The following is a 13,714-nucleotide window of genomic DNA, read 5'->3' as shown; positions in this document are numbered from 1 at the left end:
CTCTGGCGGGGGTGGGGGTGAACCGCAGCCGGTGATGGCGCAACGCGCGCCTGTCGGCTGCGGTTCACCCCTCCTCCCAGTTGCTTGGCGACCGGCTGCCCGTGCGGCAGTCGCGCCTCCCCCTCGCTTTGCCCAACGTCAGGAGTCCGCCATGTTGGATGCCGATCTGAAAACGCAGTTGAAAGCCTATCTGGAGCGGGTCGTGCGGCCCATCCATATTGCCGCGTCGGTGGACGACGGTGCCAAATCGCGCGAGATGCTCGATCTGCTCGAAGAACTGGTGCTGCTCTCGGACAAGATCACCTTGGATGTGCACCGCGACAGCGACGAGCGCACGCCCTCGTTCGCACTCAACAGCCCCGGTCAGGACATCCACCTGCGCTTCGCCGGGCTCCCGATGGGCCACGAATTCACCTCGCTGGTGCTGGCGTTGCTGCAAGTCGGCGGTTATCCGTCCAAGGCCACCGCGGAGCTGATCGAGCAGGTGCGCCACCTGCCCGGCGAATACCGTTTCGAAACCTATTTCTCGCTGTCCTGCCAAAACTGTCCGGACGTCGTACAGGCGCTGAACCTAGCCGCGGTGCTGAACCCGAACATCCAGCACGTGGCCATCGATGGCGCGCTGTTCCAGGAGGAGGTGGAAACACGGCAGATCATGTCGGTGCCCACCGTCTACCTCAACGGCGAAGTGTTCGACCAGGGACGTATGAGCCTGGAGCAAATCGTCGCCAAGCTCGACACCGGCGCGGCCAAACGCGAGGCGGCGGCGATCGCGGCCAAGGCGCCATTCGACGTGTTGGTGGTCGGCGGCGGCCCAGCCGGCGCGGCGGCGGCGATCTACGCCGCACGCAAGGGCATCCGCACCGGCGTGGCAGCCGAGCGGTTCGGCGGCCAGGTGCTGGACACCATGGCAATCGAAAATTTCATTTCGGTGCAGGAAACCGAAGGCCCGAAGATGGCCGCGGCACTGGAGCAGCATGTGCGCCAGTACGACGTGGACATCATGAGCCTACAGCGCGCCGAGCAATTGATTCCGGCCGGGGCCGACGGCCTGGTCGAGGTCAAACTGGCCAATGGTGCGTCGCTGAAGAGCCGCACGGTGATCCTGTCCACCGGCGCGCGCTGGCGGCAGATGAACGTGCCGGGCGAGGATCAATATCGCAACAAGGGCGTGGCCTACTGCCCGCACTGCGACGGCCCGTTGTTCAAGGGCAAACGCGTCGCGGTGATCGGCGGCGGCAACTCCGGCGTGGAAGCAGCAATCGACCTGGCCGGCATCGTCAGCCACGTCACCCTGGTCGAGTTCGACAGCAAGCTGCGCGCCGACGACGTGCTGCAGCGCAAGCTGCGCAGCCTGGGCAACGTGGACATCATCGTCAACGCGCAGAGCACCGAGGTGCTCGGCGACGGTCAGAAGGTCACCGGCCTGATGTACAAAGACCGTGTCGGCGACGCTGTCCACCAATTGGCGCTGGAAGGCATCTTCGTGCAGATCGGGTTGCTGCCTAACACCGAATGGCTGCAAGGCGCGGTCGCCTTGTCGCCACGCGGCGAAATCGTGATCGACGAGCGCGGCCAAACCTCGCAACCGGGCGTGTTCGCCGCTGGCGACGCGACCACGGTACCGTACAAGCAGATCATCATCGCCATGGGCGAAGGCTCCAAGGCGGCGCTGAGCGCGTTCGACCATCTGATTCGCCACAGCGCGCCGGTCGCCGGCGGCATCGCCGAGGCGGCTTGATGTCTTCGCCCCACGCCGCCGACCGGCGTGGGGCTATGCTGTGGCTCTGCGCCGTCTCCCCGCCTTGCGTGCCAAAGGAACTCGCCGATGAACCTGCGTGATCTCAAATACCTGGTAGCGCTGGCCGATCACAAGCATTTCGGGCGCGCCGCCGCCGCATGCTTCGTCAGCCAACCGACGCTGTCGACACAGATCAAGAAACTCGAAGACGAACTCGGCGTACCGTTGGTCGAGCGTGCGCCACGCAAGGTCATGCTGACTCCGGCCGGACGCGAGGCGGCCAGCCGGGCGCGTAGCATCGTCGCCGAAATCGAGCAGATGAAAGAAGCCGCGCGGCGCAGCCAGGATCCAGAGGCCGGCACGGTACGCCTGGGCATTTTCCCGACACTGGGGCCGTACCTGCTACCGCACGTGATCCCGAAGGTGCGCGCACGCTTCCCGCACCTGGAACTGCTGTTGATCGAAGAAAAGAGCGACGTACTGCTGAGCCGCCTGCGCGAGGGTCGCCTGGACGCGGCCCTGCTGGCACTGCCACTGCACGACGAGCAGTTGCATGCCGAATTTCTCTTCGAAGAGCCGTTCGTGCTGGCCGTCTCCGATCCGCATCCACTGGCCGAGCAGCAGGCGCCACTCACCCTGGACGCACTGCACGCGCAACGCCTGCTGTTGCTCGAAGACGGGCACTGCCTACGCGACCAGGCATTGGACGTATGCCACCTCGCCGGGGCGACGGAAAAAGCCGAATTCCAGGCCACCAGCCTGGAAACGCTGCGCCAAATGGTCGCCGCCAATGTCGGCGTGACCCTGCTGCCGTTGCTGGCGGTACAGCCGCCGGTAACCAACCCGTCCAACATCCGCCTGCTCAATTTCGATCACAGTTGCGGACCAAGCCGCCGCATCGCCATGCTGTGGCGGCGCAGTTCGGCGATGAGCGAGTTTCTGCAACAACTGGCGCAGCTGTTCAAGACCTTGCCGAGCGAGTTGTTCGTGCTGCCGCCGCAGACGCACGCGGCGGCACAGCAGCAAGCCGTCACCTGAGCGGCGAGGGCTCGTACGCGCAGTCGCCTGACATCGCATCGATGCCGGCGTGTCTGCACAACGACCTCGCACGCACAGCCGCATCACGCTGCAACCTCGCGCGGGACAGCACCCTGCCCAGCCTGAATCTCGGTCGCACCATCGCGACCGACACGCCTCCAACCACACGTGCTTCATCGCGGCCTGTGGCCGCGATGAAGCACGTCGAAGGCGACAACACTCACGCAGCGCGTTAACGTAGCAGGTCATCCGCCTTCTTTTCACTCGTATCGAGAGTTACCGATGACCTCTTCCGCTTCCTCCAAACTGGCCCAGTTGCGCGAATTGTCCGTGGTCGTGGCCGATACCGGCGACTATGACGCGATCAAGCGACTCAAGCCGGTGGACTGCACCACCAACCCGACCCTGGTGAAAAAGGCGCTGGACCTGCCGGTCTATGCCGACCTGATCGACGAGGCACTGGCCTGGGCGCACAGCCAAAATGGCGAGCGTGCCACCCTGGTCGACGAAATCGCCGACCGCCTGACCATCGGCGTCGGCAGCCGACTCAGCACACTGGTGCCCGGGCGCGTGTCCACCGAAGTGGACGCCGACCTCGCCCACGACACCGCCGCCACAATCGCCAAGGCGCATAAATTCATCGCCATGTATGCCGAGCGCGGCATCGCCAAGGAACGGATCCTGATCAAGGTCGCCGCCACCTGGGAAGGCATCGAAGCGGCGCGGCAATTGCAGAAGGACGGCATCGACTGCAACCTGACCCTGGTCTTCAACCGCACCCAGGCGCTGGCCTGCGCCGAGGCCGGGGCGTTTCTGCACTCGCCATTCGTCGGCCGCATGCTCGACTGGTACGTGGCGCATGGCCAGACCCCAGCCAGCATCGACGAGGACCCTGGCGTGCAGTTCGTGCGCGACGTGTACGCCGAGTTCAAACGCCGCGGCTTGCAGACCGTGGTGATGGGGGCTTCGTTCCGTTCCACCGCGCAGATCGAGGCGCTGGCTGGCTGCGACCGGCTGACCATCTCGCCGGACCTGCTGGAAAAGCTCGACGCCGACTACGGCCCACTACCGCGCAAGCTCTCGCCGGGCCGGGCCGACGGCGTCAGCGTGCCCCCGATCGACGCGCAGCGCTTCGCGGCCGACCTGGCCGCCGATCCGATGGCGACCGAAAAGCTGACCAGCGGCATCGACACCTTCGCCAAGGATCTGCAAGCACTACGCGATACCATCCGGCAGAAGTTGGCCGGCTGAATCGGCTGCCCAGACGCCGCCGCTCAGACTTCCAGACCGAGCGGACAACCGACGCCGGTCCCACCCAGGCCGCAATAGCCCCCTGGATTCTTGGCCAGATACTGCTGGTGTTCGTCCTCTGCGTAATAGAACGGCGGCGCCGGCAGACGAATCTCGGTGGTGATCGCGCCATAGCCGGCCTCATGTAGACGCTGCTGATAGGCATCGCGGCTGGCGATTGCCGCAGCGTACTGCTCCTGCGTGGCGCAATAGATCGCCGAGCGGTACTGGGTCCCGAGGTCGTTGCCCTGGCGCATGCCCTGGGTCGGATCGTGGCTTTCCCAGAAGGTCTGCAACAGCTGCGCGAAGCTCGTCACGTGCGGATCGAACACCACCAGCACCGCCTCGGTATGGCCGGTCTGGCCCGAACACACTTCGCGGTACGTCGGATGCGGGGTTTCGCCGCCGGCATAGCCCACCGCCGTGGTGAACACGCCTGGCAGCGACCAGAAGGCACGCTCGGCGCCCCAGAAGCAACCAAGGCCAAACTGCACCTGCTGCAGACCGGCGAAGACATCGCGCAACGGCTGGCCGTTGACGAAATGACGGTTGTACAGCGGCAGCGGTTCCGCCCGCCCGGGCAGGCTCTCGCCCGGACGCGGCAGGCGCTGCTTGAAGGCACCGATTCCCAACATGGCATGGACTCCTGGCAGCGACGGGGCGATGCCCTGTGGATGGCACTGCCGGGCCTGGCTTTCAAGTGCGCCCCGGGGCCGCGGTGGCGACGGCGACCGGCTCCGGCATCACCGAGCTATGGTGGTTGATGATCAGCCAGCGGCCATTGCGCTTCTCGTACACGAAGCTGTAGCGCGCCTGCACCTGAACAATGCTGCCGTCAGCATTGTTCAGGGGGAACGTGTAGACGCCGGCATCGACCGCGCTGTCGTCGTCGAGCCGCCGCACCTGGCGATAGTTGATGGTGCCGCGCGGCTTGGCCGCGAGGAAGTGGCTGAAGTCGTCCTCGATCTCGGCGCGGCTGGCGCGGACCTTGTGTTGGACACGGTCGGCAGCAGCACGGCGTTCGCGGGCGTACAGGTCGGCCACGCGCTTGCGCCAGCGCCGCGTTCCAGCGGCGGTACTCGCGACACAGGCCGGAGTGGCGCGGTGAGGGCGCTGGCACGGCGCTGGAACGACTGGCCGCTGACCCGCAAGAGCCTGGCCCTGGTGGCGCTGCCGCTGTTGCTGCTCGTGGCAGCGCTGGTGGCGATCTACAGCGTCGAACGGCAGAACATCGCCGCCGAGTTCGCAACAGCGACCCCCACCCCCGCTTTTGCCAATCCCCAATCCCAGCTCCCAAACTACATGGCCCGCGTCACCAACCCACCCAGGCCCAACGCCATCAGCACTTCCTGGGCCTTTTCCAGCAGTTCGTCGGCCACGCAGACCTGGACCACGCCGAACGGCAGTTCGCCGGCGCCGCCGAGCAATGCCTCGCCGAACACGAAAGCGGTGATGCCGGCATCCTCCAGCGCGTGCTTGGCCAGATGCGCATCGATCAGGTGCTGGGCACGGTAGGCGATCTGCACGTGCGGCCCTCAGCGTTGCCTACCGAACCCAGGCGTGGTCTGGACCGACGGCAGGCGGATCGGTGCTGCGCACAGGCCTGGCGAACAGGCAACGCACCTGGCGTCAGCAGCAAGACAGGAAGACGGCATGCGGACATCTGGCACGTGGATTGATCCGCAGCCTACGCGCCGGGACCGTCGTCCGCCAGTGTGGCGCAAACCAAGACAGCGCTTTACTTATAAACTTACGCTCTATTTATTCGCTGAAGCGCGCATGTCCGACACCCCCGCCACCGACGCCTCCGCCCCGGCCGAGAAGAAAGACTTCATCCGCCAAATCGTCCGCGAGGATCTGGCCAGCGGCAAACACGCCTCCATCCGCACCCGCTTCCCGCCCGAGCCCAATGGCTACCTGCACATCGGCCACGCCAAGGCGATCTGCCTAGACTTCGGCATCGCCGCCGAGTTCGCCGGGCGCTGCAACCTGCGCCTGGATGACACCAACCCCGCCAAGGAAGATCCCGAATTCGTCGCCGCGATCCAGGACGATGTGCGCTGGCTGGGTTTCCAGTGGGCCGAACTGCGCCACGCCTCGGACTACTTCGAGGTGTACTACCTGGCCGCCGAGAAGTTGATCCGCGACGGCCAGGCGTTCGTGTGCGATCTGTCCGCCGAACAAGTGCGCGACTACCGCGGCACGCTCACCGAGCCGGGGCGTCATTCGCCCTACCGCGAACGCAGCATCGAGGAGAACCTGAAGCTGTTTCGGCGCATGCGCGCCGGCGAATTTCCGGACGGCACCTGCACCCTGCGCGCCAAGATCGACATGGCCAGCGGCAACATCAATCTGCGCGACCCCGCGCTATATCGGATCAAACACGTCGAACACCAGAACACCGGCAACGCCTGGCCGATCTACCCGATGTACGACTTCGCCCACGCCCTGGGCGATGCGATCGAAGGCATCACCCACTCGCTGTGCACGCTGGAGTTCGAGGACCACCGGCCGCTGTACGACTGGTGCGTGGACAAGGTCGACCTGGCCGGGCACCCGGACCTGCTGCAACCGCTGCTGGCCAAGGGGCTGCCACGCGAGGCGGGCAAACCACGGCAGATCGAGTTTTCGCGCCTGAACATCAACTACACGGTGATGAGCAAGCGCAAGCTCACCCAACTCGTCACCGAAGGTCTGGTCGATGGCTGGGACGATCCACGCATGTACACGCTGCAGGGCCTGCGCCGGCGTGGCTATACGCCGGCCGCACTGCGCCTGCTGGTGGAGCGTGTCGGCATCAGCAAGCAGAACTCGGTGATCGACTTCGCGGTGCTGGAAGGCTGCCTGCGCGAGGATCTGGACGCCCATGCCCCACGGCGCATGGCGGTGATCGACCCGCTCAAGCTGGTGCTGAGCAACCTGCCGGACGACCACCGCGAGACCCTGACCTTCTCCAATCATCCCAAGGACGACAGCTTCGGCACGCGCGCCGTGCCGTTCTCGCGCGAAGTGTGGATCGAACGCGAGGATTTCGCCGAGGTTCCGCCTAAAGGCTGGAAACGGCTGGTGCCCGGCGGCGAAGTGCGCCTGCGCGGTGCGGGGATCGCCCGCGTCGACGAGGTGATCAAGAACGCTGCTGGCGACATCGTCGAACTGCGCGGCTGGCTCGACCCGGACTCGCGCCCCGGGATGGACGGCGCCAACCGCAAGGTCAAAGGCACCCTGCACTGGGTCAGCGCCGCGCATGCGGTGGAGGCCGAAATCCGCCTGTACGACCGCCTGTTCTCCGTGGAGAAGCCAGACGACGAGTCCGACGGCAAGAGCTACCGCGACCACCTCAATCCTCACTCCAAGCGCAGCGTGCGCGGCTACGTCGAACCGGCCGCAGCGCACGCTGCGCCGGAGCAAGCGTTCCAGTTCGAACGCAGCGGCTATTTCGTCGCCGACCGCCACGATCACCGCGCCGAAACGCCGGTATTCAACCGCAGCGTGACGCTACGCGACACCTGGAGTGGCGGCCAAGATGGCGCCTGAGCGCTCGCGCGCGGCTCGTCACGGTCCCCGATCGTCGAATGCCACTACGGCATTGGACGATGATGCTCTGGAACCCCCGTGCCAACATCCACGCGCGTCCACATGCCCGCGCGCGCGAAGCAAAGCTGGGTTAAGCCAGACGATCTAGACTGCGAAACAATCCTTCTAGGAATCGCCTCATGAACGAGATTTTGCGCGGCAGCTGCATCGGTTTCGCCCTGGTGGCGCTACTGGCCGGCTGCAAACCGGCCACCACCGCGTCCACAACGGCGTCTTCAACAACCGCCAGCACCACGCCCACCGGCAAGTGCGACAGCGTTCCCGATCACCCCTACAACCTGCCAACCGGGCGCTTCGATGAAGTTTCCCAACAACTGGCCCACGCCACCGGCTGCATGATCGTCTACCGCGACCCCTCGCTGGCCGCCGTGCAGATCAATGCCGTGAAGGGACAGATCAGCATCCGCCAGGCAATGCACCAGGCACTGGAAGGCACCGCGCTACGGATCGAGCAGGAACAAGCGGATACGATTCAGGTCGGGCGCCGCTGACCCTCGCGACGTTGCCATGCGCGGCCCCATGCAATCGAATCGCCCAAGGTTTCCTAGCCATCCTCAGTGATGCGCAGGCAGCTCGAGGTCCACGCAAACATCATCCACAACGGCGCAACGGTTTCGTGCATCGCCTTACGTGCACAACGCCGCACTGATCTGCGCTGCCGCCGCGCACACCGCCTGCATCGCCACCTGCGCATCCATCTGTTGTGGACGGCGTTCGATGAAAGGAACGGTGAGCGTATAGCGCGCACTGCCGTGTTGCAGAATCGGCGCAGTCAGGTCGATCACCCCGACCACGGCCTCGCTGGGACGAATGCTGTAGCCAAGCGCCTGCACCTCGCACGCAGCCGCCAGGAAGAGTGCGCGGTCGTATTCCACCGCACCGGCATCTAGCCGCTGCAACAGCCGCTCCTGCACATCGGCGGGCTGAAAAGCGAACAACACCAGACCGGAGGAGGAATGCGCGAACGGACGGCGGTGACCGGGACGCACCACCAGGCCCAGGTCGCTGGGCACATCCATCTGCGCGATGACCACGATTTGATCGTCCGACGGCGCCACCAGATGGCAAGGCTGACGGATCGCGTCGGCCAAGCGGCGCATCACCGGCAGCGCCACCTCGGTGACGTTCTGCACCTGCGGCTGCTGCATGCCGAGCATGAACAGGCGGTTGGTCAGCGTATACCCCCCATCGCCCGCAGCCTTGGTCAGGTAACCACGTTCCTCCAACACTTGCAGCATGCGGAAGATTTCCCCGCGGGAGCGGCCGATGCCCTGCGAGATCTCGGCCATGGTCATCGGCCGCGCATCGCGTGCCAGCAATTCGAGGATATCCAGTCCTTTGTCCAAAGCAGGAGCGCGGTATTTGGGCGGTGGGATGATCATTGCGTCAAGGCCCGGCAGCCGTTGCGAAGAGAAAACGCGAGCATGTCGTGATCGTTGCGTTGCAGTGCGCGCGAAGCCAGCCTTGACGCATTGCGCCATGGCCTACGCTGTGCCCGCCAGTGAAGGCCGCACCACACGACAGCACCAAGGCACCGCGCACGCCCAACGTCTCTCGCTTCAACGTGCATGAAACGCTCCAGGATTCAGTGATCGCATCCGAACACACCGCAGATGACCCGTGCCGAATATGCACCATGCAAATTTGAACTCAAATTTTATATTTGCATGGTAACCGCAAGCACAGTACGCTCCGGCCCGAATTCGACCGTGACGCAGCACACCTTGGGAGGGGTAGGCGGCATGCACTACAGCAGCGATACCGCCACCTCGGCGCCCGCTAATCCGACCCGTACCGCACTCGCGCCGCTGGTCCTGATCGTCAGCCTGTTCTTTCTCTGGGGCATGGCGAACAACCTCAACGACATCCTGATCAAGCAGTTCAAGAAGGCGTTCGAGTTGACCGACCTGCAGGCTGGACTGGTGCAGAGCGCGTTCTACCTGGGCTATTTCGTGTTCGCGATCCCGGCGGCGATGTTCATGCGTCGCTATAGCTACAAGGCAGCGGTGGTACTGGGGTTATTGCTATATGCCACCGGCGCGTTGCTGTTCTATCCGGCGGCGCAAGTGCACACTTACGGGCTGTTTCTGTTGGCACTGTTCGTCATCGCCAGCGGCCTGGCGTTTCTGGAGACCACCGCCAACCCACTGGTCACTGTGCTCGGTCCCGCCGACGGCGCGGCGCGGCGGTTGAATCTGGCGCAGGCCTTCAATCCGCTGGGTTCGATCACCGGCGTCCTGGTCGGCCAGCACTTCATTTTCTCCGGCGTGGAGCACACGCCGCAGGAACTGGCCACGATGGCGCCGACCGCGCGCGCGGCCTATTTCGCGACCGAATCGACGGCGGTGCAGACGCCATATCTGATCATCGGCGCTGTCGTGGTGCTGTGGGCGCTGCTGATCGGGCTGACCCGCTTCCCGACCACCCGTGCCGCCGCAGGTGTCGTGGCGAGCGGCAAGGCCAACTTCGGCCAACTGTGGCACAACCGGCGCTTCGTGTTTGCGGTGATCGCGCAGTTTTTCTACGTCGGCGCACAAGTCGGCATCTGGAGCTACCTGATCCGCTACTTGCAGGACAGTGTGCCCGGAACCCCGGAGAAGACCGCCGCCAATTTCCTCACCGTCTCGCTGGTCCTGTTCATGGCTGGCCGCTTCATCGGCGCGGCACTGCTGCGCTATCTGGCGCCGGCGCGACTGCTCGGCGGGTTCGCCCTGCTCAACCTGCTGCTGTGCGGCGTAGCAGTCGCGTTGCCAGGCTGGATCGGCCTGTACGCGCTGGTGGCAAGCAGTCTGTTCATGTCCGTGATGTTCCCAACCATCTTCGCGCTGGGCCTGGAGGGGCTGGACGACGATGCACGCAAACTGGGCTCGTCGCTGATCGTGATGGCAATCATCGGCGGTGCCGCGTTGACCGCACTGATGGGCGCGATCTCCGACCATGTCGGCATTCACTGGGCAATCGCGGTGCCGGGGCTCGGCTTCGCGGTCATTCTGGGGTTGGCGCTGTATGCCACCGCACGCCGCCGCAGTGCGCACGCGACCGGAGCCTGAGCCATGCCCCGCCATTGCTATCTGCTGGACCTGCACGACGATCCGACGCTGATCGCCGAATACGAACGTTGGCATCGGCCCGATACGGTATGGCCGGAAATCGTCGCCTCGCTGCGTGCGGCCGGGATCCGCGAGTTGGACATCCATCGCTGCGGCAACCGCCTGGTAATGCTGATGGAGGTGGACGACGATTACTCGCCCGCCGCCAAGGCCGCCACCGATGCGGCCGACCCCCGCGTGCAAGCCTGGGAAGAACTGATGTGGCGCTTCCAGAAGCCACTGCCCGGCTCCGCGCCCGGCGAAAAATGGCGCGAGGCGCTACAGATCTTTTCGCTGCAGGCGGCCGTGGCGGAACAGCAACGCCAGCGCTGACACTACTGGAGCGGTGCTGAGCGGAGATAGCCGCATCGATGCCGCACGCTTCCACCGCACATGCCACGACTCGCCTGCGCGTGGCGTAAACAGAAAGCCACAGCGACGACCGCGCCTACGACACCACCGCCGCAGAGCGCTTGCGCACAGGCAGGCAAGCGCTCTCCACGGATCTGTTGCGCGCTAAGCGCGCTGCGCGGCCAGATCCGCGCTCCAGAACGGGCCATCCGGATACAGGAACTGGTCCACCGACGAGGCATGCATCTGCGCGGAAAAACCCGGCAGCGTCGGCGCCAGATAACGGCCATGCACGATCCGCACCGGATCGACGAAGTGCTGGTGCAGGTGATCGACGAACTCGATCGCACGGTCCTCCATCTTGCCGGTGATGGCGACAAAGTCGGCCATCGCCAGATGCTGCACCAACTCGCACAGCCCCACACCGCCGGCATGAGGGAACACGCGCACGCCGAACTTCGCCGCCAGCAGCAGGATCGCCAGATTCTCGTTGACCCCGCCCACGCGTGCGGCGTCGATCTGGATCAAATCCACCGCGCCGGCTTGCAGCAACTGTTTGAACACCACCCGGTTTTGGGTGTGCTCGCCCGTGGACACCGGCACCGGGGCGATGCCCCGACGGATCGCGGCGTGGCCGAGCACGTCGTCGGGGCTGGTCGGCTCCTCGATCCAGGCGATGTCGAATTCGGCAAGCTGACGCATCCAGGCAATCGCCGGGCCCACGTCCCAACGCTGATTGGCGTCCACCGCCATCGCCACGTCCGGACCGATCGCCGCGCGCGCCAGGCGGCAGCGGCGAATATCGTCCTGCACGTTGGCGCCGACCTTGAGCTTGATCGTGCGAAAACCGTCGGCCACTGCTTCCTTGGCCAGACGCACCAATTTTTCGTCCGAATAACCGAGCCAGCCTGGCGAGGTGGTATAGGCCGGGTAGCCCTGGTCGAGCAGGGTCTGGATACGCGCCGCACGCGAGGGCTCGGCAGCGCGCAACATCGCCAACGCTTCGTCCGGCGTCAGCGCATCGGTCAGATAACGGAAATCGATGGCGGCCACCAACTGTTCCGGCGACAGCTCGGCGATGTAGCGCCACAGTGGCTTGCCGGCGCGGCGCGCGGCCATGTCCCAGGCCGCGTTGACGACGGCGCCGATGGCCATGTGCATCACGCCCTTCTCCGGGCCCAGCCAGCGCAGTTGCGAATCGTCGGTGAGACTGCGCGCGAAGCCGCCCAGATCACCGATCACCGCGTCCACGTCACGCCCCACCACGTGGTGCGCCAACGCCGCCACCGCCGCGCTCTGCACGTCGTTGCCGCGACCGATGGTGAAGGCCAGGCCGTAGCCGGCGAGCCCATCGTCGGCGTCGGTGCGCAGGCACAAATAGGCGGCCGAATAATCCGGATCCGGATTCATCGCATCGGAACCATCCAGTTCGCGCGAGGTGGGAAAACGCACATCGAAGGTTTCGAGCGCAACGATTTTGCTCATGAGGATCCTGGTCTCGACAAGGCAGAAAAACGACGCTGGACGAGTCCAGCCATCGGCAAAGTGTGCAGCCACGAAGACCCACCCCAGCGGGCGATGCCATCACGACCTGCGCCGCCGCACAACGCAGCGCGAGCGCACGCGCGAAGGTTGTGTCCCGCCAGCGAGCGACATGACGTCGCATCACCGCACGCCTGCGACAATGCAGGCAACCTTCGCCGCACGCTCCCCGCTGCGTCGAACAGCAAGCCGCGTTAGCGGGCGTCGCGCGGGTGGGCGACCACGGCCTGGCGCTGCTGGCCCAGCCCTTCGATCCCCAGTTCCATCACGTCGCCCGGCTTCAGGTAAACAGGCGGCTTCTGGCCCAGCCCGACACCCGGCGGCGTACCGGTACTGATCACATCGCCCGGCATCAACGTCATGTAGCGGCTGATGTGACTGACCAGCTCGGCCACGCCGAACACCATCGTGCGGGTGCTGCCGTTCTGGTAACGGTGGCCGTTGACCTCCAACCACATCGACAGGTTCTGCGGGTCGGGGATCTCATCGCGGGTGACCAGCCATGGGCCGATCGGGCCGAACGTGTCGGCACTCTTGCCCTTGACCCACTGGCCGCCGTGCTCAAGTTGGAATTCGCGCTCGGACAGATCGTTGATCACCGCATAGCCAGCGACGTGATCCAGCGCCTGTTCCACGCTGACATCGCGCGCCACATCGCCGATCACCACGCCCAGTTCCACCTCCCAATCGCTCTTCACCGAGCCGCGCGGGATGATCACCGTGTCGTTGGGGCCGCACACCGCCGTGGTGGCCTTCATGAACAGGATCGGCATCTTGGGCACTTCCATGCCAGATTCGGCGGCATGGTCGGCATAGTTCAGGCCGACGCAGATGAACTTGCCGATGCCGCCAACCGCCGCGCCGTAACGCGGCGCGCCGTCGATGATCGGCAACGTCGCGACATCCAGCGCGCGCAGCTTATCCAGGCCGGCACGGGTGAGGTGCTCGCCGGCGACATCGTCGATCACACCGCGCAGATCGCGGATGCGGCCTTCACCATCGATCAAGCCGGGGATTTCCTGGCCTGGGGAACCAATGCGTACGAGTTTCATGCAGGTGTCCTATGCAG

At 65.2% G+C, this 13,714-nt stretch carries 12 protein-coding genes and 1 pseudogene; 7 read left to right on the top strand and 6 right to left on the bottom strand.

The window, feature by feature from the left end; translation table 11 throughout:
* The first annotated feature begins 151 nt into the window (after nucleotides 1-151).
* The 3 genes from ahpF to XalbCFBP2523_RS12660 all read left to right on the top strand — a co-directional run bounded on the left by ahpF (nucleotide 152) and on the right by XalbCFBP2523_RS12660 (nucleotide 4,030).
* The gene (ahpF, locus tag XalbCFBP2523_RS12675) at nucleotides 152-1,741 is read left to right on the top strand and encodes an alkyl hydroperoxide reductase subunit F (RefSeq protein WP_045765242.1); all 1,590 of its coding nucleotides are present in this window, start codon (nucleotides 152-154) and stop codon (nucleotides 1,739-1,741) included.
* Nucleotides 1,742-1,828: 87 nt separating this feature from the next.
* Nucleotides 1,829-2,779, top strand: a complete 951-nt coding sequence (locus tag XalbCFBP2523_RS12670) for a LysR substrate-binding domain-containing protein (protein WP_012915009.1) — start codon at nucleotides 1,829-1,831, stop codon at nucleotides 2,777-2,779.
* A 282-nt stretch (nucleotides 2,780-3,061) separates the two neighbouring features.
* Complete coding sequence (locus XalbCFBP2523_RS12660; RefSeq protein WP_045765241.1) at nucleotides 3,062-4,030, top strand: transaldolase; 969 nt, start codon at nucleotides 3,062-3,064, stop codon at nucleotides 4,028-4,030.
* Between the two features lie 23 nt (nucleotides 4,031-4,053).
* Here XalbCFBP2523_RS12660 and msrA read toward each other — a convergent pair whose 3' ends face one another.
* From msrA to XalbCFBP2523_RS12645, 3 genes and pseudogenes are all read right to left on the bottom strand, one after another.
* Nucleotides 4,054-4,704 (bottom strand): peptide-methionine (S)-S-oxide reductase MsrA, encoded by a 651-nt coding sequence (gene msrA, locus XalbCFBP2523_RS12655; protein WP_045765240.1) that lies wholly within the window; start codon nucleotides 4,702-4,704, stop codon nucleotides 4,054-4,056.
* Nucleotides 4,705-4,765: 61 nt separating this feature from the next.
* Nucleotides 4,766-5,116, bottom strand: a pseudogene (locus tag XalbCFBP2523_RS12650) (SgcJ/EcaC family oxidoreductase); the annotation flags it as partial.
* Nucleotides 5,117-5,367: 251 nt separating this feature from the next.
* Nucleotides 5,368-5,595, bottom strand: coding sequence for a putative signal transducing protein (locus XalbCFBP2523_RS12645; protein ID WP_045757641.1), 228 nt, complete (start codon nucleotides 5,593-5,595; stop codon nucleotides 5,368-5,370).
* Nucleotides 5,596-5,848: 253 nt separating this feature from the next.
* Here XalbCFBP2523_RS12645 and XalbCFBP2523_RS12640 point away from each other — a divergent pair, with 253 nt between their 5' ends.
* Together XalbCFBP2523_RS12640 and XalbCFBP2523_RS12635 are read left to right on the top strand one after the other, a co-directional pair.
* Nucleotides 5,849-7,603 (top strand): glutamine--tRNA ligase/YqeY domain fusion protein, encoded by a 1,755-nt coding sequence (locus XalbCFBP2523_RS12640; protein ID WP_045765239.1) that lies wholly within the window; start codon nucleotides 5,849-5,851, stop codon nucleotides 7,601-7,603.
* 179 nt (nucleotides 7,604-7,782) lie between these two features.
* Nucleotides 7,783-8,154: an STN domain-containing protein gene (locus XalbCFBP2523_RS12635; RefSeq protein ID WP_045765238.1), complete on the top strand. Its 372-nt coding sequence runs from the start codon at nucleotides 7,783-7,785 to the stop codon at nucleotides 8,152-8,154.
* Nucleotides 8,155-8,289: 135 nt separating this feature from the next.
* Here the strand turns inward: XalbCFBP2523_RS12635 and XalbCFBP2523_RS12630 are convergent, their stop codons facing one another.
* Entirely contained in the window at nucleotides 8,290-9,045 is a 756-nt protein-coding gene (locus XalbCFBP2523_RS12630; RefSeq protein ID WP_045765237.1) for an IclR family transcriptional regulator, read from the bottom strand.
* A 360-nt stretch (nucleotides 9,046-9,405) separates the two neighbouring features.
* Between XalbCFBP2523_RS12630 and fucP the strand changes: the two genes are divergently transcribed.
* Both fucP and XalbCFBP2523_RS12620 read left to right on the top strand, forming a co-directional pair.
* Nucleotides 9,406-10,713 (top strand): L-fucose:H+ symporter permease, encoded by a 1,308-nt coding sequence (fucP, locus tag XalbCFBP2523_RS12625; protein WP_012915001.1) that lies wholly within the window; start codon nucleotides 9,406-9,408, stop codon nucleotides 10,711-10,713.
* A 3-nt stretch (nucleotides 10,714-10,716) separates the two neighbouring features.
* Nucleotides 10,717-11,085, top strand: a complete 369-nt coding sequence (locus XalbCFBP2523_RS12620; RefSeq protein WP_045765236.1) for an L-rhamnose mutarotase — start codon at nucleotides 10,717-10,719, stop codon at nucleotides 11,083-11,085.
* Between the two features lie 183 nt (nucleotides 11,086-11,268).
* Here the strand turns inward: XalbCFBP2523_RS12620 and XalbCFBP2523_RS12615 are convergent, their stop codons facing one another.
* Together XalbCFBP2523_RS12615 and XalbCFBP2523_RS12610 are read right to left on the bottom strand one after the other, a co-directional pair.
* Nucleotides 11,269-12,588: an L-fuconate dehydratase gene (locus tag XalbCFBP2523_RS12615; RefSeq protein WP_045757639.1), complete on the bottom strand. Its 1,320-nt coding sequence runs from the start codon at nucleotides 12,586-12,588 to the stop codon at nucleotides 11,269-11,271.
* A 251-nt stretch (nucleotides 12,589-12,839) separates the two neighbouring features.
* Nucleotides 12,840-13,697 carry a fumarylacetoacetate hydrolase family protein gene (locus XalbCFBP2523_RS12610; protein ID WP_045765235.1) on the bottom strand — a complete coding sequence of 286 codons (858 nt, stop codon included), beginning with the start codon at nucleotides 13,695-13,697 and terminating at the stop codon, nucleotides 12,840-12,842.
* Nucleotides 13,698-13,714: the final 17 nt, after the last annotated feature.

Origin of the sequence: Xanthomonas albilineans (genome assembly GCF_002939705.1) — a bacterium.
Lineage (GTDB): Bacteria > Pseudomonadota > Gammaproteobacteria > Xanthomonadales > Xanthomonadaceae > Xanthomonas_A > Xanthomonas_A albilineans.
Note: the sequence above shows the minus strand (reverse complement) of the source record. Positions and strands in the feature narration are given on the sequence as shown.

Coding starts and splice junctions, on each gene's coding strand:
- ahpF (WP_045765242.1), top strand. CDS start 152: ATGTTGGATGCCGATCTGAAAACGCAGTTGAAAGCCTATCTGGAGCGG.
- XalbCFBP2523_RS12670 (WP_012915009.1), top strand. CDS start 1,829: ATGAACCTGCGTGATCTCAAATACCTGGTAGCGCTGGCCGATCACAAG.
- XalbCFBP2523_RS12660 (WP_045765241.1), top strand. CDS start 3,062: ATGACCTCTTCCGCTTCCTCCAAACTGGCCCAGTTGCGCGAATTGTCC.
- msrA (WP_045765240.1), bottom strand. CDS start 4,704: ATGTTGGGAATCGGTGCCTTCAAGCAGCGCCTGCCGCGTCCGGGCGAG.
- XalbCFBP2523_RS12640 (WP_045765239.1), top strand. CDS start 5,849: ATGTCCGACACCCCCGCCACCGACGCCTCCGCCCCGGCCGAGAAGAAA.
- XalbCFBP2523_RS12635 (WP_045765238.1), top strand. CDS start 7,783: ATGAACGAGATTTTGCGCGGCAGCTGCATCGGTTTCGCCCTGGTGGCG.
- XalbCFBP2523_RS12630 (WP_045765237.1), bottom strand. CDS start 9,045: ATGATCATCCCACCGCCCAAATACCGCGCTCCTGCTTTGGACAAAGGA.
- fucP (WP_012915001.1), top strand. CDS start 9,406: ATGCACTACAGCAGCGATACCGCCACCTCGGCGCCCGCTAATCCGACC.
- XalbCFBP2523_RS12620 (WP_045765236.1), top strand. CDS start 10,717: ATGCCCCGCCATTGCTATCTGCTGGACCTGCACGACGATCCGACGCTG.
- XalbCFBP2523_RS12615 (WP_045757639.1), bottom strand. CDS start 12,588: ATGAGCAAAATCGTTGCGCTCGAAACCTTCGATGTGCGTTTTCCCACC.
- XalbCFBP2523_RS12610 (WP_045765235.1), bottom strand. CDS start 13,697: ATGAAACTCGTACGCATTGGTTCCCCAGGCCAGGAAATCCCCGGCTTG.